Below are 19,753 nucleotides of genomic sequence, written 5' to 3'. Positions count from 1 at the left end.
CTCATCCCGCCAGGCTGAAACGCTCGAAGTGGATCTGCGGCTTGGGCACGCCCAGGTCCCCCAGGGTGCGCAGGACCGCGTTCATCATCGGCGGCGGCCCGCACAGGAAGACGTCCCGGTCGGCGATGTCCGGCACCAGCCGCGCCAGTTCGCGCGGCGCCAGCTTGTCGGGGACGGGCGGGCCGGTGACCAGGTGGAGTTCGGCGCCCTTGGCGACGGCGAGGTCACGGAGTTCGTCGTAGAGGACGGCGTCCCGGTCGGTGCCGACGCGGTAGATGACGACCGCGTGGCCTTCGAGGTCCTCCAGGAGGGCGCGGATCGGGGTGACGCCGACGCCGCCCGCGATGAGCAGGGACTCCGGCTTCTGCCGGTGCAGGGTGGTGAAGGCGCCGTAGGGGCCCTCGGCGAAGACGCGGGTGCCGACCTTGAGGTGGCGCAGGCCGGCGCTGCCGGCACCGGCCGCCTTGGCGGTCAGGCGCAGGGTGCGGCCGTCGGGGGCGGCGGAGAGGGAGAACGGGTTGGCCTGCCACCAGCGGTCCTTCGTGAGGAACCGCCACAGGAAGAACTGCCCGGCCCGGGCGCCCAGCCGGTCGAGGTCGCGGCCGGTGACGTACACCGAGACGACGTTGTCCGACTCGGGAACGACGGCGGAGACCCGGAACTGGTGCCGGTAGTTGCGCCACAGCGGCAGGACCAGGCGGCCCAGGGCCACCGCGCCGAGCGCCACTCCCCACACCGCGTACCAGTACGTCTTCGCGACGGACGACGCCGTGAAGGTCGTACCGACCGCGACCTGGTGACTGAACGCCAGCACCACGGCCACGTAGGTGTACAGGTGGATGAAGTGCCAGGTCTCGTAGGCGAGCCGGCGGCGGGCGTAGCGGGCCGAGACGGCGCCGACCACGAGGATGATGCCCAGCGCGACCACGGCCCGGAGCACGCCTTCCGTCGTCTCCGCGAGGTCGACGAGCTCACCGACCGGGCCGACGCCCGCGCCGTCGGCGTAGCCGAAGCTGATGAAGACGACGTGCGCGAGCAGCGTCCAGAGCAGGGCGAAGCCGGTCCAGCGGTGCCAGGAGGTCAGCCGGTCCATGCCGATCCGCCGGTCCAGCCAGGGCAGCCGGGCCACCAGCACCAGCTGGAAGGCCATGACGAGGGCGCCGTAGAGGCCGAAGAAGCGGCCGATGACGATCAGGGCGTTGGAGGCGAAGCCCGCCTGGGCGAAGAAGTAGGCGACCACGGCCACGTTCGCGGCGAGCACGGCGTACAGGCCCGTGCGGGCCACCACCCTGGGGCGTATCGCCGTGGGGGGCGCAGGGGGTGATTGGACGGTCGTCACGGGTGGGCAGCTCCTTGATCGGGTCCTGGGAGTCGAGCTTCACCCGCGGCCGCTGTCGTTTTCCTGTCGGGCCGCTTTCAACTGGTTATCGATGTGTTTTCTGTGCGAGCACGGGTCTGGCGTCCGCGGCCACGTGCCGCAGTATGAGCGGGTGGAAAAAGTACGACTCCTCGTCGTGGACGACGACCCGCCGATCGCCGACCTGGTCGCGACGGTCGCGCGGTACGAGGGCTGGGACGCGGTGACCGCGTATTCCGGTGAGGACGCGCTGGCGCGGGCCGCCGAGTTCCGGCCGGACATCGTCGTGCTCGACCTGATGCTGCCCGACCTCGACGGCTTCGGCGTGCTCGACCGGCTGCGGCGCTCCGGGACGATGGTGCCGGTGGTGTTCCTCACGGCCCGCGACGGGGTCGCCGACCGGGTCGCGGGGCTGACCCGGGGCGGGGACGACTACCTGGTCAAGCCGTTCGCGGTGGAGGAGCTGATGGCCCGGCTGCGCACGGTGCTGCGGCGCAGCGCGGGTCCCGGCTTCCAGCGCTCGGTCCTGCGGGTCGCCGACCTGACGATGGACGAGGACACCCGCGAGGTCCGCCGCGGCGACCGGCTGCTCTCCCTGACCCCGACCGAGTTCGAGGTGCTGCGCTATCTGATGCGCAAGTCGCCGACCGTGCTAACCAAGGCGCAGATCCTCGACCACGTGTGGGAGTACGGCTTCGGCGGCCGTTCGAACGTGGTGGAGCTGGTGGTCAGCCGGCTGCGCCGCAAGATGGACGAGGACGGCGGGGAGCCGCTCATCCACACCGTGCGCGGCTTCGGGTACGTCATACGGCAGCAGGCGGCGGAGTGATCGCCCGGCTGCGGACCGGCCTGCTCCGGATCGGCCGGCTGCGGCGCTCGTACCGGACGATGCGGCTGGGCACCCGGCTGGCGCTGGGGCTCGGGGCGCTGGCGCTGGTGGTGTTCGCGGTCGTCGGCACGTCGCTGACGATGTACATGCGGGACTACCTGTCGGCCCAGCTGGACGACCAGCTGGGGCTGGCCCAGGTCGCCCAGTCCAAGAGCATCGCGCAGAACGGCACGCTCCAGGGCAAGAAGTACTACCACTGGTACTACGCCGTGTACGACGTCTCGGACGGCACCCCGGTGCTGCGCAAGCCCGAGGAGAGCAGCGACCTGCCCGCGGACATCGCCCCGCTCACCTCGGTGGCGAAGGCGCAGATCGCCGCGGGCACCGAGGTGCTGCGCACCAAGGACCTGACCGGCGAGGGCGAGTACCGGCTGCGCGGCTGCGAGGTGGAGCCGGGGGTGGTGCTGGTCAGCGGGGCGCCGACGGACAGCATGGACGCCACGGTACGGCAGTTGGTCACGGTCCAGGTGGTCGCGTTCGGGCTGGCGCTGCTGGCGCTGGTGGTGCTCGGCCGCCGACTGCTGCGGCACGGTCTCGAACCGCTGAGCGACATGGCGCACACGGCCCACGGCATCGCCTCGCACAACCTGACGGAGTCGGCGGCCCGGCTGCCGCTGCGCGCGGCGAAGCGGGGCGGCGGCCCTGAGGTCGAGGAGCTGCGCACCGCGTTCAACACGATGCTGGAGCACATCGACGACTCGCTGGCCGTGCGTGCCGAGGCCGAGCAGCGGCTGCGCCGCTTCGTCGCGGACGCCTCGCACGAGCTGCGCACCCCGCTGATGTCGGTACGCGGCTACGCCGACCTCTTCCAGTACGCCGCCGCCAACGAGCCCGAGGAACGCGACAAGCACCTGGCCCGGCTGCGCGCGGAGGCCGCCCGGATGGGCATCCTCCTCGACGACCTGCTGCTCCTCGCCCGCCTCGACGCGGCCGAGGTGGAGACCCCGCTGCGGCTGGAGGACACCGACCTGACGGAACTGGTCCGGGAGGCCGCCGACGCCTTCCGCGCGGCCCACGCCGACCACCCCCTGACGGTCACGGCCGGCCCGGACCCGGTCCCGCTCCGCCTCGACCCGGTCCGCATCCGTCAAGTCCTGGACAACCTCCTCACCAACGCGGCCGTCCACACGCCCACCGGCACGCCGGTCTCCGTCGCGGTCGCCGTCACCGCCGACTCGGCGTCGGTGAGCGTCACCGACCACGGCCCCGGCATCCCGGCCGGCGACCGGGCCCGGGTCTTCGACCGCTTCTACCGCGTCGACAAGGCCCGCAGCCGGGACCGCGGCGGCAGCGGGCTCGGCCTGTCGGTGGCCCGGGCGCTGGTGGAGGCGCACGGCGGGACCATCGGGCTGGGCGACGGCCCCACGGCCGCCACGGTGTTCACCCTGACGCTGCCCAGGAAACCGGCGGGTTCGGCAGCGCCCCGAAGGGGTGCGGGGCTGTATTGACGTGCGGCTCCGCCGCGCTGGGGGTCCCCGGGTTCGAGCGAAGCCGAGAACTTGGGGGAGCGACCAGCCCCGACGGCGCCGCAGCCGGCTGACGGCACATCGCGGCACTTCCAGCGGAGCGCCCAGCCTCACGCCTCCTCCACGGAGCTGAACCCGCCCTGCCGGGGGTGCGGACGCGCCGCCAGCACCGCTACGTCGTCCTCGGCGTGCCGGGCGTCCAGGCGGGTGAGGATGGACTCCAGCAGGCCGTCGACGTCGACGGCGGGGGCGAAGTGCAGTTCGGCGAGGCGGTGCAGGGAGCGGTCGATGTCCTCACCGCGGTGTTCCACCAGGCCGTCCGTGAAGAGCACCAGCGCCTCGTCGGGTTCGAGCCGGTGGGTGGCCGACTCGTAGCCGCCGAAGCCGGTTCCCAGCGGCGGGCCGACGGGGACCTGCAGGAGTCCGGTGTTGCCGTCCCCGGTGATCAGCGCGGGCGGCAGATGGCCGGCGCTGGCCAGGGTGACCTGACCGCGGCCGGGATCGACGCGTACCAGCAGACAGGTGGCGGGCCTTCGGTCCGCCTCGGTGGCGGCGATGTCGTCCATCTGGCGCAGCACCCGGTGCGGCGGCAGCTCGGAGGAGGCGATGTAGCGCAGGGAGGACCGGTACGCGTTCATGTCGACGGCGGCCTCCAGGCCGTGCCCCATCACGTCGCCGACGACGAGCAGCGTGCGCCCGAAGTGCAGCCGTACGGTCTCGCACCAGTCGCCGCCGACCAGCACCCGCCCGCCGGCCGGGAGGTAGCGGATCGACACGTCCAGGTTCGGGTGCGGCCGGCCCGGCTCGGAGAGCAGGGCGCGTTGCAGGTCGCCGGCGGTGCGGTTGACCTGGTCGTACTCGCGGGCGTGCCGGATGTGGGAGGCGGCGCGTTCGGCGACGAGGGCGAGCAGTTCGGCCTCCGCACGGGCGAAGGCCGCCCCCTCGCGGGCGCAGACCAGGACGCCGTACTGGTCGGAGCCGCTGGTCAGGGGCGCGCACAGGGCCGGGCGGGTGTGGCTGCCGACCGGGCGGGACAGCCACGGGTCCACCCAGTTGTCGGCCGCCGGGGTGCCCGCGTCCCGGGCGACCGCGGTGGCCCAGCGGGCGTCGGGCAGCAGGTCGGCGTCGCCGGTGATCGACTCGTAGCCGGAGACGGTGTCGCCGATCCGCCGCATCACGGCCGCGCAGCCGCCGGCCAGTCGTACCGCCGCCCGGGTCAGTTCCGTACAGGTGGTGGACTCGTCCAGGCTGGTGCCGATGCCGGCCGACGCCATGCGCAACGCCCTGAACGGCGCGGCGGGGTCGGCGCCCGCAGCGAGCCGGTCCGGTCCGTCCGGGCCGTCGGCGGGCGCGGGTCCCCTACGGCCCTGGAACCATCGCGCGACACCCGACACCCTCACAGAATCTCAAACTGCGCCGATCCGGGCACCAGACACCTGCGGGCGCTCGGTGTCAGCCCCCGTCCGGCGTCCATGCGGCGACCAGATCCAGCAGGCCGGGGAAGCGCGCGTCGAGATCGTCGACGCGGACCTGGCTGCGGCGCTCCAGCCCGTACTGGCGCTGCCGGGTGACGCCCGCCTCGCGCAGGGCCTTGAAGTGGTGGGTCAGCGAGGACTTCGGGCGGTCGAAGCCGAACCATCCGCAGGTGTGGTCGAACCGCTCGGACTCCAGCAGGAGTTTCTGCACGATGCGCAGGCGCAGCGGATCGCTCAGCGCACCCAGCACCGTCTCCAGACGCAGGTCCGCCACCGCGGGCTCGGGCAGCGGCGCGGGCAGATCCGCCGGCTCCGGCAGCACCTTGAAGTCCGGCACCCGTACCGACATGAGCGACTCCTCGCATCCTCGCACTCGATTCCCTTGTACGACTCCGATCGTACTGCATGCTATGTTCGAGAAAACTCGTACTGAATCCGGGGAAGGGACCTGTCATGCCGGAGAGTCGAACGGTGCCTCGGGAAGCGGCGGCCGGACCGCGGAAACCCGCGCCCTTACGGTGGGTGTGGCTGGCCGCCTGGCCGGTGACGGCGGTCTTCGTCCTGTCCAACGCGGCGACGCCGCTGTACGTGCTGTGGCAGCGCGAGATCGGGTTCTCCAAGGGCACCCTGACCGTGATCTTCGCCTGCTACATCGTCGGCCTGCTCGGGTCGCTGCTCGTCTCCGGCGTCGTCTCCGACCGGCTCGGCCGCAGGACGGTCCTGCTGCCCGCCCTGGGGCTGGCACTGGCCGCCTGTGTGATCTTCGCGACCGCGTCGAGCGTGGCCGCGCTGATCGTGGCCCGGCTGTTCACCGGCATCGCCGTCGGCGCGGTGGTCTCCGCGGGCATGGCCGCCGTGACGGACGTGGCCGGGCCGCACCGCAAGCGGCTCGCGGCCCTGCTCGCCTCCTGCGCCATGGTCTTCGGGGCGGGTCTCGGCCCGCTCCTCGCGGGCGTCCTGTCCGAGACCCTGCCGGGGCCCACCGTCACCGTGTTCGTGGTGGAGACGGTGCTGCTCGCCACCGCCGTCCTCGCCGTGCTGCGCATGCCGGTGCGCCGCCCCGCCACCCCTGCCAGGGGCGCCTGGATCCGCGTCCCCGGCGTCCCGCGCGGCGACGGCCGGCAACTCACCCTCGGCATCGCGGTGTTCGCGCCCGGCATCACCGCGACCTCGTTCGTGCTCTCGCTCGGCCCGTCGCTGCTGTCCGGTCTGCTCGGCACCACCAGCCGGATCGTCGCCGGGTCCATGGCGTTCGTGATGTTCCTGACGGCCACCGGGGTGCAGTTCGCGGTGCGGAAGCTGCCCCGGCACACCATCCTGGCCGCCGGCGCCGCCTGCACCACGCTCGGCATGCTCGCGCTGGCCACCGCCGTGCGCACCTCGTCGGTCCCCGTGCTGATCGCCTCCGCGCTGCTGGCCGGGGCCGGCCAGGGCATGGGGCAGCTCGGCGGACTCTCGCTGCTCAACCACAGCGTCCCGGCAGAGCGGCTCGCCGAGGCCAACGCGGCGCTCAACGTGGGCGGTTACGTCCCGGCGGGTCTGCTGCCGGTGTCGGCCGGCTATCTCAGCGACGCCGTCGGACTGACCGACGGCGCCACCGTGTTCGCGGCGGTCCTGACGGGCCTGGCCGTCGCGGGCGGCCTGGTGGTTCTCGCCACCCGCCGCCAGGCCCACGGGCCCGTCCGATGACGGGCCCGGCCGGACTCAGCTCTCGTCGGCGGCCAGCCGCAGCGAGATCGAGTTGATGCAGTACCGCTGGTCGGTCGGGGTCGCATACCCCTCACCCTCGAACACGTGCCCGAGGTGCGAGCCGCAGCGCGCGCAGCGCACCTCGGTACGCACCATCCCGTGGGTGCGGTCCTCGATCAGCTCGACCGCGTCGGTGTCCTTCGGGTCGTAGAAGCTCGGCCACCCGCAGTGGGACTCGAACTTCGTGCCGGAGGTGAACAGCTCGGCACCACAGGCGCGACAGGAGTACACACCCTTGGTCTTGGTGTCGGTGTACTCACCCCTGAAGGCCGGCTCGGTCGCCGCCTGACGCAGCACGGCGTACTCGGCCGGCGACAGCTCCGCCCGCCACTGCTCGTCCGGCTTCTCGACGTCGTACGACATGACTCTCAGCCCCTCACTTCGCCAGGCGTTCCAGGATCCTCGGGCCCAGGTCGGTCACATCGCCCGCGCCCATGGTGAGAACCAGATCACCGGGCTTCGTCATTCCCGCGACCACGGCGGGGACCTCGTCCTTGTCGGCCACGGCCGTGACGTCGGCACCGGCCGCCCGGGCCGCCTCGATGATCAGCTCGCTGGTGACCCCGGGGATCGGGTCCTCACGGGCCGGGTAGATGTCGAGGACGACCGACGCGTCCGCGAGGGCCAGCGCGTCGCCCATCTCCTTGCCCAGCTCCTGGGTGCGGGAGAAGAGGTGCGGCTGGAAGACCACCAGGATCCGGGCGTCCCCGGCGGCGGCGCGCATGGCCTCCAGGTCCGCGGTCATCTCGGTCGGGTGGTGGGCGTAGGAGTCGATGACCTGGACGCCGGCCGCCTCGCCCTTGAGCTGGAGGCGCCGCTTGACCCCGGTGTACGCGGCCAGGGCGGGGGCGAGTTCGGCGGCCGGGACCCCCAGGGCCACACCGGCGGCCAGCGCGGCGACGGCGTTGTGCGCGTAGTGCCGGCCGGGCACGGACACCGTGAACGTCAGCTCGGTGCCGTCCAGCAGGACGGTGACCTCGCTCTTCAGGCCCTGCGGTACGACGGAGAGCACCCGCACGTCGGCGTCCGCGGCCTCACCGTACGTCACCGTCCGGACCTTCCCCGCCACCCGCCGGGTCAGCTCGCGCGCCCCCTCGTGGTCGGCGTTGACCACCAGCGTGCCGCCGGGCACGATCCGGCCGGCGAAGGTCTCGAAGGACTCGTAGATCTCTTCCATCGAGGCGTAGTTGGCGTGGTGGTCCAGCTCCACGTTGAGGACGATGGCGACCTCGGGCGCGTACTTGTGGAAGCTGCGGTCCGACTCGTCCGCCTCGGCGACGAAGATCTCGCCGTCGCCGTGCAGGGCGTTGGAGCCGGGGGCGTCGAGGTCGCCGCCGATGGCGTACGAGGGGCTGCGGCCCAGCGCGGTCAGGGACACCGCGAGCATGGACGTGGTGGTGGTCTTGCCGTGCGTGCCGGCGACCGCGATCGGACGCAGGCCGTCCATGAGGGCGGCGAGGGCGTCCGAGCGGTGCACCACCGGGACGCCCAGCTCGGCCGCGCGGGCCAGCTCGGGGTTGTCCTTCCGGATCGCCGACGACACGACGACACAGCTGGCGTCGTCGGCGAGGTGCCCGGCCGCGTGCCCGATGTGCACGGTCGCACCGAGCGCCCGCAGCGCCTCGGCGGTCTCCGACTCCTTGGCGTCGCTCCCGGCCACCTCGGCACCGCGCTGGGCGAGGATCTTGGCGATCCCCGACATCCCGGCGCCGCCGATCCCGATGAAGTGCGGTCGCTCCATGGCGGAAGGAAGGCCGGGTGCCATGTGTTTCTCCCAGAGACGGTGACGTGCGAAAGCAGCCCTAGCCTATGTGCTGGAGCACGGGCACCTTTGCAGGGGACGCGAGCCCCGCCAACCCAAAGGGGCGCTGGGGGTACCCCCGGCCGAAGGCTGGGGGAGGAACTGCGCGACGAGCCACGACTCACCCGCACCCGCCCACGCACCGCACCCCCAACGGCGCCTACGCCTTGCTGTGCGAGAACAGCTTCAGCACCGGCACCCCCACCTTGTGCCGCGCCCGCGACGCCCAGTCCCGGTGGAAGAACTCCTCCACATAGTGCGGATCGGTCAGCACGATCACCTCGTCCGCGCCCACCTCTTCCACCAGCTTCCGCAGCGCGTCCAGCGGGTGGTCCTCGACCATCCGCCCCTCCGCCGTGCTGCCCGCCGCCCGCAGGGCCGTCAGGGACACGTCCAGCGCCTGCTCCGCAGGCCCCTTCGCCGCGTCCCCCTCCGGCGTCTCCCGCTCGCGCGTGGCCTCGTCGAGCTCGCCGAGTGCGATGTCGTCGATGGCCCGCAGCAGGCGGTCCGCCTGGTCGCCGCGCGGCTGGAGCAGCACGTGGAAGGCGACCTGCTCGTCCCCGTGCAAGGTGGTGACGAACTCCACGTCGGCGGACGTCAGGGCCTTCTCGATCATCAGAACGCTTGTGAACACCAGGCGCCTCTTCTCCCTAGAGGGCCGCTCGACCCTCTGTCCTCCGTGGGGCCGGCACCCCTGCGGAAACCATCCTGCCCCGCGATCGCACGGGTACTGCCGGATTCAGTTTGCCCGCCGGAAGGTAAGCGGAACGGAATATTCCGCTGATTTCAGGACCGGCGATAGCGACCGAACAGGAATCCGGCCTCTTCCAGGAGGGACACTAGTTCGAAGCGTCGGGGTACGGCGACACCGGGCCCCCCGGCGATCCGCTGCGCGTTCCCCGCCGTGAGCATCGGGGAGACGGTCAGGCACAGCTCGTCGAGGACACCGGCGGCGACGAACTGCCCGAGCAGCCGGGGGCCGCCCTCGGTGAGCAGCCGGGTGTGGCCGAGGCCGGCCAGGGCGCGGACCGTGCGGGCGGGGTCGACGCCGGCGCCGTCACCGGCGACCACCACGCGGGCGCCGGCCTTCTCGGCGGCGGCGACGCGGTCGGGGGCGGCGGCCGCGCCGGTCAGGATCAGCGTGGGCACGAGGGGCGAGGTGAACAGCGGGAGCGAGAGGTCGAGGTCGAGGCTCGCGGTGACGACGGCGACCGCGGCGACCACGGCCTGGCCGGCCGCGTCCCGGGCGCCCGCGAACTCCGCCCGCTCGCGCACCGGCCGGTACCCCTCCTGCCGCACCGTTTCCGCGCCCACGACGACGACGTCCGCGAGCCCGCGCAGGGTGCCGAAGATCCGCATGTCGGCCGCGCCGGAGATGGGCTGCGACCGCCCGTCGTGCTGCCCGGCCCCGTCGAGCGTGGACACCATGTTGGCCCGCAGCCACGCCTCCCGCCCGGCGGACTCGGGGTAGGCATAGGCAAGGGCCAGCTCGGCAAGGCTCCACTCCCGGTCGAGGAAACCGGAACCCTCAGCCCCGCCCCCGGGCCGCACCCCGTCGGCCGGACCGCCGGGGGCACCGGCCGGACCGCCGGAGGCCTGGGCTGCTGTTTGTTCGGTCACAGGGAACAGGCGTCGCATGTCGTGCAGTGTGGCACGGCAACTAGCATGGGTAACCGTGTCGTCTTCTCCCGCCGCATCCGAGGTCAGCCCCATAACCGACGCGGCCCCGCTGTCCCTGTGCACCCGTTCCCCGCACGTCCCCGCGGACCGGCTGGTCGCCGAGATGGTGCCGCCGCCCCGCTTCGACTCGGTCCGCTTCGCCACCTACCTCCCGGACCCGAACCAGCCGAGCCAGACCGAGGCCGTACGGGTCCTGGAAGGGTTCGCCGGCGGTCTCGGCGGGGCGCACGCGGTGGCCGGCGGCAGGCGCGGCTTCTTCGGCTTCGGGAAGGCGAAGGCGCCCAAGGCGCCGGCCGGGCCCCGCGGGGTCTACCTCGACGGCGGGTACGGCGTCGGCAAGACCCACCTGCTCGCCTCCCTCTGGCACGCCACCCCCGCCGAGCCCGCCCTGAAGGCGTTCGGCACCTTCGTGGAGCTGACCAACCTGGTCGGCGCCCTCGGCTTCCAGCAGACCGTGCAGACCCTCTCCGGCCACCGCCTGCTGTGCATCGACGAGTTCGAACTGGACGACCCCGGCGACACGGTCCTGGTGTCGACGCTGCTGGGCCGCCTGGTGGACGCCGGTGTCGCGCTCGCCGCCACCTCCAACACCCTGCCGGGCAAGCTCGGCGAGGGCCGGTTCGCCGCCGCCGACTTCCTGCGCGAGATCCAGGGCCTGTCGGCCCACTTCCGCCCCCTGCGCATCGACGGCGAGGACTACCGCCACCGCGGCCTGCCCGAGGCGCCGGCGCCCTACTCCGACGAACAGGTGACGAAGGCGGCGTACGCCACCCCGGGCGCCTCGCTCGACGACTTCCCGCACCTCCTGGACCACCTGGCCAAGGTGCACCCCAGCCGGTACGGCGCGCTCACCGACGACCTGAGCGCCGTCTGCCTGACGGACGTGCAGCCGGTGCCCGACCAGTCGACCGCGCTGCGGCTCGTGGTCCTCGCGGACCGGCTCTACGACCGCGAGGTCCCGGTCCTGGCCTCCGGGCTGCCCTTCGACCGGCTGTTCAGCGAGGAGATGCTGAACGGCGGCTACCGGAAGAAGTACTTCCGCGCGATATCCCGGCTCACCGCCCTGGCCAGGGACGCCAAGGGGCTCGTCGCCCCCGAGTAGACCCTGCCGACCGGCCTTTATGTGATCAAGCTCCCCAGGTCAAGAGTCCGATCAGGCCACACCACCGGCACTTTTCACGCTCTCTTCGGCTCGCAACACCGAGTTAACCCTGCAAACAACTTTGCAGGGTTAACGTGTTTCTTGACCAACCATTGACCTGTGCTTGATGTACACAAGAGGCGTGAACTGCCGCGAGGGGGGCTCATGTTCCGAGGTACGACGGCCCGGACCGTGCTCTCGCTCCTGGCCGCCACCCTGCTCGCCGTCCAGTTCTTCGCTCCTGCGGCAACCTTCGCAGCCGCGCACACCCTCAGTCATGTCGAGGCCAAAGCCCAGCCCGGGCCGCAGTCCTCGGCGAAGGCCGTGCGCGCCGGCTCGCACACCCTCCGCGACCTCCACGGCCTCTGCGGCGAGCCGCCCGGCCCGCCGCGGAACGCCGACCGCCATCGCAGCGCCACCGCCGGCTGGACGGACGACCGTCCGCCCAGCACGCGGCACACCGAGGCCATACGCACCTCGGTGCCTCCCACAGCCAGGCACCACCGCACGTCGAGAGCGTCGAGAGCCCACTCACCGGCCACGCTTCAGGTCTTCCGCTGCTGACGGAACGGGCTCTGCCCCCGGTTCTCCATGCCGTTCCCCCCCCCACAAACGTCGTGCAAGCCCGACGCGCCGCTGTAGCGCGCCAGGAGGAGTCCACACACCATGCAGCCCCTCATCGACAACGCCCGTACGTTCGGACAGCGCCCTGAGGAGTTCGCCAGGCTCGCCGAAGGCCAGTCCCCGCAGGTGCTCTTCATCACCTGCTCCGATTCCCGGGTCGTCCCGGCCCTGATCACCGGCGCCCGCCCGGGCGAGCTCTTCGAGCTGCGCACCGCGGGCAACATCGTCCCGCCGTACGCCTCGGTCCACCCCACCGGCGAGGCGGCCACCATCGAGTACGCCGTGGAGGTGCTCGGCGTCCGCGACATCGTCGTCTGCGGACACTCGCACTGCGGTGCCGTCGGCGCGCTGGTGCGCGGCGACGACCTGACCGCCGTACCCGCCGTACGGGACTGGCTGGCGGGCGCCGAACCGCGTCCGAGCGGGGCGGCCGAGGACCCGGCCGTCGCCGAGGGCGTGCAGAACCACGTGCTCGCCCAGCTGCTGCGGCTGCGCTCGTACCCCTTCATCGACAGGAAGCTGGCGGAGGGCGGACTGACCCTGCGCGGCTGGTACTACGAGGTCCACACCGGTGCCGTGCGCGAACACCGCGCCGGCACCGACACCTTCGAGGCCCTGTGAGCGCCACGATGACCAAATTCCCTTACATACGCCAGGACTTCGCCGCCTCTCTCGTCGTGTTCCTGGTCGCGCTCCCGCTCTGCGTGGGCGTGGCCGTCGCCTCCGGTGTCCCGGCCGAACTCGGCCTGGTCACCGGCATCGTGGGCGGTCTCGTCACCGGGATGCTGCGAGGCAGCAGCCTTCAGGTGTCGGGGCCGGCCGCCGGCCTGACCGTGCTCGTCTTCGAGGCGGTGCGGGAGTTCGGACTCCCGCTGCTCGGCGTGATCGTGCTGGCCACCGGCGTCCTCCAGATCACCATGGGCGTCCTGCGGCTGGGGCGCTGGTTCCGGGCCATCTCGGTGTCGGTCGTCGAGGGCATGCTGGCCGGAATCGGCCTGGTGCTGATCGCAGGACAGCTGTATCCGGCGCTGGCCGCCAAGGCCCCCGAGTCCGGCCCCGGCAAGATAGCCGGACTGCCCGGGGCGTTCCTGGACGCCCTCGGGGACGGCGAGGCACTGGCCTCGCTCGCCCTCGGCGCGGGCACGATCGCGGTCCTGGTGCTGTGGAAGTACGCCCCGGCGAAGGTGCGGACGGTCCCCGGACCGCTGGCCGCCGTCGGTCTCGCCACCCTGGCCGCCTTCTCCCTGAGCCTCCCGGTCGCCACCGTCGAGGTGCACGGACTGCTGGACTCCGTCCAGCCGCCCCCGCTGAGCGCCTTCGGCGAACTGGCGAGCGCCGGAGTGATCGGCACGATCGTCGCGTTCACGCTGATCGCGTCCGCCGAGTCGCTGTTCAGCGCGGCGGCCGTGGACCGGCTGCACGACGGTCCGCGCACCCGGTACAACCAGGAGCTGATCGCCCAGGGCGCGGGCAACGCGCTCTGCGGGGTGCTCGGCGCACTGCCGATGACCGCGGTGATCGTGCGCAGCGCGGCCAACGTCCAGGCGGGCGCCCGCACCAAGGCGTCCCGGGTGCTGCACGGCGTCTGGCTGCTGCTCTTCGCGGCGCTGCTGCCGGGAGTGCTGGGGTACATACCGATCCCGGCGCTCGCCGGAATCCTGGTCTACTCGGGCGCCAAGCTGATCCCGGTGCGTGCGCTGGCCGTGCTGTGGCGTGAGCACCGGGGCGAGGCGCTCATCCTCGTCGTCACGGCGGTGTCGATCGTCGCGGTGAGCATGTTCGAGGGTGTGCTGATCGGGCTCGCCCTGTCGATCGTCAAGACGGCCTGGGAGGCCTCGCACCTGAAACTGGAGGTCGTCGACAAGGGCTCGGGACCGATCGACGCCCACCTGTCGGGCAACGCGACCTTCCTGCGGCTGCCGAAGATCCTCGACAGCCTGGAGGCGCTGCCCCAGGACCGCCCGATCCGGGTGGACCTCTCCGGGCTGCACCACCTCGATCACGCCTGCCGGACCGCGCTGGAGAGCTGGGCCCAGCGGCACAGCGACGCGGACACCGAGCCGGTGAGGGTCACGGCCGCCTGAACCGGCGGCCGCCCCGGGCCGGGGTGCCGACGCCCCTCGGCATCCCGGCCCGGACCAGCTGCCTGGGGTCGTGGCCCCGACCGCCCCGACGGGCATATTGTTACATCAACAGACATATCGGACCTCTTTACCTGGGGGTCGTGATGGTTCAGGACCTGCTGGTCGCGGTGGTGGTGGCGCTGTGCGTCGGCGCGCTGTACCTGGCCGCCGGTGCTCGGGTCGTCAAGCAGTACGAGCAGGGCGTGCTGTTCCGGCTCGGCCGCGTCTCCGGTGACGTGCGGACGCCCGGCTTCAATCTGGTGATCCCGTTCGTGGACCGGCTGCACAAGGTCAACCTGCAGATCGTCACACTGCCGGTCCCCGCCCAGGAGGGCATCACCCGCGACAACGTCACCGTGCGCGTGGACGCGGTCGTCTACTTCCGGGTGGTCGACGCGGTGAGCGCGCTGATCAAGGTCGAGGACTACAAGTTCGCCGTCTCGCAGATGGCCCAGACCTCGCTGCGGTCCATCATCGGCAAGAGCGACCTGGACGACCTGCTCTCCAACCGCGAGCAGCTCAACCAGGGCCTGGAGCTGATGATCGACAGCCCGGCCGTGGGCTGGGGCGTGCAGGTGGACCGGGTAGAGATCAAGGACGTGTCCCTGCCGGACACGATGAAGCGCTCGATGGCCCGCCAGGCCGAGGCAGACCGGGAGCGCCGGGCCCGGATCATCAACGCCGACGCCGAGCTCCAGGCCTCGAAGAAGCTGGCGGAGGCGGCCCAGCAGATGGCGGCCACCCCGTCGGCCCTGCAACTGCGGCTGCTGCAGACGATCGTGGCGGTGGCGGCCGAGAAGAACTCCACCCTGGTCCTGCCGTTCCCGGTGGAGCTGCTGCGGTTCCTGGAGCGGGCCGGCGGGCAGCAGCCGGGGCCGAACGGCGGCACCCCGGCCGAGATCGGCGAGAGCACCGTGCGGACAGGGCCGCCGCCCGGGTGACGCGGCGCCGTACCACCCGTCGCGCCATCCCGGAAAATCGGACATACCGATCTACGTTCATACGGTGATCCGACTAGCACGCCGTCTTTCCGGTACGACCGCCGTATGCGTCGCCCTGGGCGCCGCGCTCGCCGCCTGTGGCACCACCGAGGCCCCCCACGCCGGCCCCCCGGCCCCCGCGAAGGCCTCCTCCACCGCCACCCCGCCGCCCACGCTCGCCCCCGGGCCCGGCGGTACGGCACCCGTCTTCACGAACGGTCCGCGCACCCTGGGCAAGACCGTCGCCCTGACCTTCGACGCCGACATGACCGCCGACCAGGGGCCGCGCGCGGCCAAGGGTGAGCATTTCGACAACCCGGCGCTGATCGCGACCCTGCGCAGGCTGAAGGTGCCGGCCACGATCTTCATGACCGGCCGCTGGGCCGACGAGTACCCGGCTCAGGCCCGCTCCCTCGGCCGCGACCCGCAGTTCGAGGTCGCCAACCACTCCTACAGCCACTACGCGTTCACCGGCGACTGCTACGGCCTGCCGACCGTCGCCGCCGCGAACATGAAGTCGGACGTGGAGCGCGCCTACGCCGCCCTGCTCCGCGCCGGGGTGCCGCACCCGATGCCGTACTTCCGCTTCCCCGGCGGCTGCTACGACCGGCAGGCGCTGCGCGCGGTCGGCGCGCTCGGGGTCACCGCGGTGCAGTGGGACGTGGTGAGCGGGGACGCCTTCGCGACGGACGCCGACGCGGTGACCAAGCAGGTGCTGGACGGGGTGAAGCCCGGTTCCGTGGTCGTCATGCACTGCACCCGCAGCGCCGCCCCGACGACCGAGCAGGTGGTGCGGACCGTCGTACCGGAGCTGCGCAAGCGGGGCTTCCGGTTCGTGAAGGTCTCCGAGCTGATCGGGCAGACGCCGGGTCACCGGTGACGGTCCTACGCTGGAGACATGAGCGACGAGGGCTACTGCACGACCGACGAGACCGCGAAGCCGCCGACGGCGGACGGTCCGCCGTACGCCGAGTGCGTGCTGTGCCGGGAGCCGACGGAGTACCCGGAGTCGTACAAGGGCATCACGATGTGCCCGCGATGCGAGTGGCAGGAAGCACAGCGGACCGCCTGCTCAGGATGAGCGGCGGCCGTTGAGGGCGCAGGCCAGGGTGAAGGCCGCGGCGGTGAGCAGGGCCGCCGCGGCCACCGGCAGCGGGGAGACGGGGATCCGGCCGGACTCCGAACCGGTGACCAGACCGCTGACGGCCGCGTGTGCCGGGGAGCCACCGACCACCATCGAGAGCAGGGCGGCCAGCAGCATCGTGGGCACCGCCCGGCCCGGCGAGCGCAGCAGCGGGCGGTTGGTGAGCGCGCCGACGGCGGTGCCCAGCAGTGCGCAGGCGAGGGTGGCGAGGAGGCCGGCGGCACCGGCCCGCAGGGGTGGTACGGGAAGCCGCTGGTCGTTGGTGGCGTGGTGGCTGATCACCGTCACGACCAGGGTGGCCGCCGTGCCGAGCAGCGCGGCGGCGAAGAGGGCGGTGAGCAGGGCGGCCAGATGGGCTCTGGCCGGGCCGCGGGCCGCCGTGACACAGGCGCGGGCGGCCGGCGGTTCGCCCGTGACGCAGATCCGCACCAGCCAGGCGGCCACCGGCAGCAGCGCGGCGGCCGTGTAGCCGAGCGAGTCCAGCACCGGCTGACCGCTCTGCACACCCACGCCCAGGAACACCGCGTACAGGATCACCGGGGGCAGCCAGCGCTGGGAGCGCAGGAGGAGAGCGGTCTGGTAGCGCAGGAGTGCGGTCATGGGCGGTCTTTCTCGTCCGGTGGGACGTCCGAAGGGCTGTCGTTGGGGCTGTCGTCGGGGCTGACGGAGACCACGTGCCAGGGCGGCCGGGCCGTGAGCAGGGCGCGCAGGACCACGTCCGAGTGGGACGCGGGAACCGTAAGACGGTAGGTGCCGGGGGTCGGTTCCTCCGCCGAGACCGCCGTGCGGGTCGCGTCGGCGGGCAGCCGGCCGCCGGCCGGGCCCCGGACGGTGACCACGGTGAGCGGACCGGCGGGTGAAGCCGCCTGGGCGGTACGGGGTTTGAGGGTGCCGTCGACGACCTGGTGGATCGCGTCGGGCGCGCCCGCGAGCCGCCGGGGATCGTGATCGACGAACACCACGGCGCCCCCGGCGGCGGTGCGCTCGGCGACGGCCCGCTCCAGCTCGGCGCGGGCCTCGGCGTCCAGGCCGGTCCAGGCCTCGTCGAGGACGAGGAGTTCGGGGTCGGCGAGCAGCGCCTGGGCGACCGCGACCTTCTGGCTGGTGCCCTTGGAGAGCTGGGCCATGGGCGTGGCCGCGTAGGCCGCGGCGCCGAACCGCTCCAGCCAGTCCGCTGCGCGGGCGGCGGCCGAGCGGCGGGAGAGGCCGTGGACGGTGCCGAGATGGGTGAGGTAGCCGGAGGGGGTGAAGGGCAGGGCCGAGGGGAAGCGCTCGGGGACGTACGCGGTGCGGGGGCGGCCGGTGATGCGGCCCTCGGTGGGGGTGTCTATGCCGGCGACGATGCGGAGCAGGGTGGACTTGCCGGTGCCGTTCGCTCCTTCCACGCGGGTGAGGGAGCCGGGGGTGAGGGTGAGGTCGACGCCTCTTAACACCCAGGGGCCGCGTATGCCGTAGCGGCGGCCTACGCGGGCCAGTTCAAGATCACGGTGCATGAGGGTATTGTCGTGCGGTCCCGCCATCGGGGTGTGCACCGTCTCGGACTGCGGGCGCGTTGTGGCTGGTCGCGCCCACGCGGCGGAGCCGCACATTGACACGGCCCGCGCCCCTTAGGGTGACGGGGTGAGCGTTGATTCCATGTCACCCGGAGACAGTCCCTTTCAGACCGAGCCGACCACACGCGACGAAGCACCCCAGTTCGTGCTGCCCCTCGTCGTGCGGATGGAGAAGTCGGCTCCCCCGGCCCGCACCGACGCACTCGAAACCGCCGCTCGGGCCGTGCTGACCATGCTCAGTGATGAGCGGGCCCTCGGCGACGGTGAGTGGGCGCAGGCCGTTCGGGACTGGGAGGACGCGCGGATCCGGAAGGTCGTGCGGCGGGCTCGGGGGGCCGAGTGGCGGCGGGCCGGGGAGTTGCCCGGTATCACCCTCACGGGGAAGTCCGCCGAGGTACGGGTGTTTCCGCCGGTTCCCCTGGACGGGTGGCCCAGGGAGCTGGCCAAGTTGCAGGTGTCCGGGACCGAGTTGGACGACCCCGAGCCGCCCGTGGGTGCCGACCGGTCCGCGCCGGTGCTGTGGCTGAACCCGGAGTTGGAGATGTCGGCCGGCAAGGCCATGGCGCAGGCCGGGCACGGGGCCCAACTGGCCTGGTGGGCGCTGTCGGAGGAGGAGCGGGAGGCGTGGCGCGACGCCGGGTTCCCGCTCGCCGTGCGGACCGCCGATCCGGCCGAGTGGCGTGAACTGACGGGCAGCGGGCTGCCGTTGGTGCGGGACGCCGGGTTCACCGAGATCGCGCCGGGCAGCTGCACGGTGGTCGCGGACCATCCGGCACTTCACTGACCTGGTCTTTTTTAACTCTCCTGACGAACTTTGCCGTTTGTTTGAACACCGCCGCCGTCGCACCCGTACGTCCTGGCACTGAACCAGCGACACGGGGAGGCATCCCTTGCGGCGTTTCAACGGTACGGCCATGATCATGGCGGCCCTGGCCACCACGCTCGGGGCGCTCGCCTATCCCGTGTGGTCGTACGCCGACCGCTCCGGCACCGGGCAGGCGAACCTGGCGGCGGGGACCGTGGCCACCCAGTGGGGCCCGCTGTCCGCCGCCGACCGCGATCTGATCGTGCGGGTCCGGCTGGCCGGGCTGTGGGAGCTGCCGGCCGGGCAGCAGGCCATCGAGCGGGCGCCGAGCGCGGCGATCAAGGAGGCCGGCGACCATCTGATCGTCGGCCACACCGACCTGGACCGGCGGGTCCGGATCGTCGCGGGGCAGCTGGGCGTCGAGCTGCCCAACGTGCCGAACGAGCAGCAGCAGGGCTGGCTCCAGGAGATGTCGGCGGCGACCGGCGCGGAGTACGAGTACAAGTTCGTGAATCTGCTGCGGGCCGCGCACGGCAAGATCTTCCCGGCGATCGGGACGGTACGGAACACCACCCGCAACAGCCTGGTACGGCAGCTGGCCTCGGACGCCAACCAGACCGTGCTGGACCACATCACGATCCTGGAGAAGACCGGGAAGGTCGACTTCGAGGCCATCGCCAACGAGATCGCCAACGCGAGCACCGCCAGCCCGACCGGTCCGGCGGTGCCGGCACCCGGGGTGGTGGTGCCCTCCGCACCGGCCGCGCAGGCCAGCGGCGACGTGCGCACCACGTCCCGGCCCTCCCCCGGCACGCCGGGCACGGTGAACACCGCGCGCCCGGATCCCGTGGACAGCCTGGGCGTGCTCGGCGGGTAGCCGGCCCCACAGCTCCCCGGAGCGCGGCCGCGAACCTCAAATGTTGCTCTGAAGCGGCAGGCAACACGGTTCGCGGACGCGCTCCGGGG

The 19,753-nt window shown here is 72.4% G+C and carries 21 protein-coding genes; 12 read left to right on the top strand and 9 right to left on the bottom strand.

The window, feature by feature from the left end:
* Position 1 precedes the first annotated feature (1 nt).
* Positions 2-1,339, bottom strand: coding sequence for a ferredoxin reductase family protein (locus tag ABT137_RS24435; RefSeq protein WP_351712276.1), 1,338 nt, complete (start codon positions 1,337-1,339; stop codon positions 2-4).
* A gap of 151 nt (positions 1,340-1,490) precedes the next feature.
* On the opposite strand from ABT137_RS24435, the gene ABT137_RS24430 reads away from it, so the two are divergent.
* Both ABT137_RS24430 and ABT137_RS24425 read left to right on the top strand, forming a co-directional pair.
* Positions 1,491-2,186, top strand: a complete 696-nt coding sequence (locus ABT137_RS24430; protein ID WP_351712274.1) for a response regulator transcription factor — start codon at positions 1,491-1,493, stop codon at positions 2,184-2,186.
* A 59-nt stretch (positions 2,187-2,245) separates the two neighbouring features.
* The gene (locus tag ABT137_RS24425) at positions 2,246-3,694 is read left to right on the top strand and encodes a sensor histidine kinase (protein ID WP_351712587.1); all 1,449 of its coding nucleotides are present in this window, start codon (positions 2,246-2,248) and stop codon (positions 3,692-3,694) included.
* 128 nt (positions 3,695-3,822) lie between these two features.
* On the opposite strand, the gene ABT137_RS24420 is transcribed toward ABT137_RS24425, so the two are convergent.
* Together ABT137_RS24420 and ABT137_RS24415 are read right to left on the bottom strand one after the other, a co-directional pair.
* Complete coding sequence (locus tag ABT137_RS24420; RefSeq protein ID WP_351712272.1) at positions 3,823-5,106, bottom strand: PP2C family protein-serine/threonine phosphatase; 1,284 nt, start codon at positions 5,104-5,106, stop codon at positions 3,823-3,825.
* 58 nt (positions 5,107-5,164) lie between these two features.
* Positions 5,165-5,536, bottom strand: a complete 372-nt coding sequence (locus tag ABT137_RS24415) for an ArsR/SmtB family transcription factor (RefSeq protein WP_351712270.1) — start codon at positions 5,534-5,536, stop codon at positions 5,165-5,167.
* A gap of 104 nt (positions 5,537-5,640) precedes the next feature.
* Between ABT137_RS24415 and ABT137_RS24410 the strand changes: the two genes are divergently transcribed.
* Entirely contained in the window at positions 5,641-6,876 is a 1,236-nt protein-coding gene (locus ABT137_RS24410) for an MFS transporter (RefSeq protein WP_502984571.1), read from the top strand.
* Positions 6,877-6,891: 15 nt separating this feature from the next.
* Here the strand turns inward: ABT137_RS24410 and msrB are convergent, their stop codons facing one another.
* The 4 genes from msrB to ABT137_RS24390 all read right to left on the bottom strand — a co-directional run bounded on the left by msrB (position 6,892) and on the right by ABT137_RS24390 (position 10,375).
* Entirely contained in the window at positions 6,892-7,299 is a 408-nt protein-coding gene (msrB, locus tag ABT137_RS24405; protein ID WP_351712266.1) for a peptide-methionine (R)-S-oxide reductase MsrB, read from the bottom strand.
* Between the two features lie 13 nt (positions 7,300-7,312).
* On the bottom strand, positions 7,313-8,701 hold the full coding sequence (gene murC / locus ABT137_RS24400) for a UDP-N-acetylmuramate--L-alanine ligase (RefSeq protein ID WP_351712264.1): 1,389 nt from the start codon (positions 8,699-8,701) through the stop codon (positions 7,313-7,315).
* A 196-nt stretch (positions 8,702-8,897) separates the two neighbouring features.
* A complete protein-coding gene (locus tag ABT137_RS24395) occupies positions 8,898-9,371 on the bottom strand; it encodes an indole-3-glycerol phosphate synthase (RefSeq protein ID WP_351712262.1) in 474 nt (157 codons plus the stop codon).
* A 152-nt stretch (positions 9,372-9,523) separates the two neighbouring features.
* Positions 9,524-10,375: a pyrimidine reductase family protein gene (locus ABT137_RS24390; protein ID WP_351712260.1), complete on the bottom strand. Its 852-nt coding sequence runs from the start codon at positions 10,373-10,375 to the stop codon at positions 9,524-9,526.
* Positions 10,376-10,412: 37 nt separating this feature from the next.
* Between ABT137_RS24390 and zapE the strand changes: the two genes are divergently transcribed.
* The 7 genes from zapE (at position 10,413) to ABT137_RS24355 (ending at position 16,366) form a co-directional block, all read left to right on the top strand.
* The gene (gene zapE, locus ABT137_RS24385) at positions 10,413-11,519 is read left to right on the top strand and encodes a cell division protein ZapE (protein WP_351712258.1); all 1,107 of its coding nucleotides are present in this window, start codon (positions 10,413-10,415) and stop codon (positions 11,517-11,519) included.
* Positions 11,520-11,723: 204 nt separating this feature from the next.
* Positions 11,724-12,122, top strand: a complete 399-nt coding sequence (locus ABT137_RS24380) for a hypothetical protein (protein ID WP_351712256.1) — start codon at positions 11,724-11,726, stop codon at positions 12,120-12,122.
* Positions 12,123-12,224: 102 nt separating this feature from the next.
* Entirely contained in the window at positions 12,225-12,803 is a 579-nt protein-coding gene (locus ABT137_RS24375) for a carbonic anhydrase (protein ID WP_351712254.1), read from the top strand.
* 8 nt (positions 12,804-12,811) lie between these two features.
* Positions 12,812-14,266 (top strand): SulP family inorganic anion transporter, encoded by a 1,455-nt coding sequence (locus ABT137_RS24370; protein WP_351712252.1) that lies wholly within the window; start codon positions 12,812-12,814, stop codon positions 14,264-14,266.
* Positions 14,267-14,409: 143 nt separating this feature from the next.
* Positions 14,410-15,246: a slipin family protein gene (locus ABT137_RS24365; protein WP_351712585.1), complete on the top strand. Its 837-nt coding sequence runs from the start codon at positions 14,410-14,412 to the stop codon at positions 15,244-15,246.
* Positions 15,247-15,310: 64 nt separating this feature from the next.
* The gene (locus tag ABT137_RS24360; RefSeq protein ID WP_351712250.1) at positions 15,311-16,165 is read left to right on the top strand and encodes a polysaccharide deacetylase family protein; all 855 of its coding nucleotides are present in this window, start codon (positions 15,311-15,313) and stop codon (positions 16,163-16,165) included.
* A gap of 18 nt (positions 16,166-16,183) precedes the next feature.
* Positions 16,184-16,366, top strand: coding sequence for a hypothetical protein (locus ABT137_RS24355; protein WP_351712248.1), 183 nt, complete (start codon positions 16,184-16,186; stop codon positions 16,364-16,366).
* Here the strand turns inward: ABT137_RS24355 and ABT137_RS24350 are convergent.
* Together ABT137_RS24350 and ABT137_RS24345 are read right to left on the bottom strand one after the other, a co-directional pair.
* Entirely contained in the window at positions 16,358-17,029 is a 672-nt protein-coding gene (locus ABT137_RS24350; protein WP_351712246.1) for an ABC transporter, read from the bottom strand. The two genes, ABT137_RS24355 and ABT137_RS24350, sit on opposite strands and share 9 nt — an antisense overlap.
* Positions 17,026-17,922 (bottom strand): ABC transporter ATP-binding protein, encoded by an 897-nt coding sequence (locus ABT137_RS24345; protein WP_351712244.1) that lies wholly within the window; start codon positions 17,920-17,922, stop codon positions 17,026-17,028. Before ABT137_RS24345 ends, ABT137_RS24350 begins: the two co-directional genes overlap by 4 nt.
* A gap of 142 nt (positions 17,923-18,064) precedes the next feature.
* Between ABT137_RS24345 and ABT137_RS24340 the strand changes: the two genes are divergently transcribed.
* Both ABT137_RS24340 and ABT137_RS24335 read left to right on the top strand, forming a co-directional pair.
* Complete coding sequence (locus ABT137_RS24340) at positions 18,065-18,766, top strand: peptidyl-tRNA hydrolase (protein WP_351712241.1); 702 nt, start codon at positions 18,065-18,067, stop codon at positions 18,764-18,766.
* Positions 18,767-18,872: 106 nt separating this feature from the next.
* On the top strand, positions 18,873-19,664 hold the full coding sequence (locus ABT137_RS24335) for a DUF4142 domain-containing protein (protein ID WP_351712239.1): 792 nt from the start codon (positions 18,873-18,875) through the stop codon (positions 19,662-19,664).
* The last annotated feature ends 89 nt before the right edge of the window (positions 19,665-19,753 follow it).

Origin of the sequence: Streptomyces sp. NPDC001980 (assembly GCF_040296885.1) — a bacterium.
Taxonomy (GTDB): domain Bacteria; phylum Actinomycetota; class Actinomycetes; order Streptomycetales; family Streptomycetaceae; genus Streptomyces.
Note: the sequence above shows the minus strand (reverse complement) of the source record. Positions and strands in the feature narration are given on the sequence as shown.

Coding starts and splice junctions, on each gene's coding strand:
- ABT137_RS24425 (WP_351712587.1), top strand. CDS start 2,246: ATGCGGCTGGGCACCCGGCTGGCGCTGGGGCTCGGGGCGCTGGCGCTG.
- ABT137_RS24415 (WP_351712270.1), bottom strand. CDS start 5,536: ATGTCGGTACGGGTGCCGGACTTCAAGGTGCTGCCGGAGCCGGCGGAT.
- ABT137_RS24410 (WP_502984571.1), top strand. CDS start 5,641: ATGCCGGAGAGTCGAACGGTGCCTCGGGAAGCGGCGGCCGGACCGCGG.
- msrB (WP_351712266.1), bottom strand. CDS start 7,299: ATGTCGTACGACGTCGAGAAGCCGGACGAGCAGTGGCGGGCGGAGCTG.
- murC (WP_351712264.1), bottom strand. CDS start 8,701: ATGGCACCCGGCCTTCCTTCCGCCATGGAGCGACCGCACTTCATCGGG.
- ABT137_RS24390 (WP_351712260.1), bottom strand. CDS start 10,375: ATGCGACGCCTGTTCCCTGTGACCGAACAAACAGCAGCCCAGGCCTCC.
- ABT137_RS24380 (WP_351712256.1), top strand. CDS start 11,724: ATGTTCCGAGGTACGACGGCCCGGACCGTGCTCTCGCTCCTGGCCGCC.
- ABT137_RS24375 (WP_351712254.1), top strand. CDS start 12,225: ATGCAGCCCCTCATCGACAACGCCCGTACGTTCGGACAGCGCCCTGAG.
- ABT137_RS24370 (WP_351712252.1), top strand. CDS start 12,812: ATGACCAAATTCCCTTACATACGCCAGGACTTCGCCGCCTCTCTCGTC.
- ABT137_RS24365 (WP_351712585.1), top strand. CDS start 14,410: ATGGTTCAGGACCTGCTGGTCGCGGTGGTGGTGGCGCTGTGCGTCGGC.
- ABT137_RS24355 (WP_351712248.1), top strand. CDS start 16,184: ATGAGCGACGAGGGCTACTGCACGACCGACGAGACCGCGAAGCCGCCG.
- ABT137_RS24350 (WP_351712246.1), bottom strand. CDS start 17,029: ATGACCGCACTCCTGCGCTACCAGACCGCTCTCCTCCTGCGCTCCCAG.
- ABT137_RS24345 (WP_351712244.1), bottom strand. CDS start 17,922: ATGCACCGTGATCTTGAACTGGCCCGCGTAGGCCGCCGCTACGGCATA.
- ABT137_RS24340 (WP_351712241.1), top strand. CDS start 18,065: ATGTCACCCGGAGACAGTCCCTTTCAGACCGAGCCGACCACACGCGAC.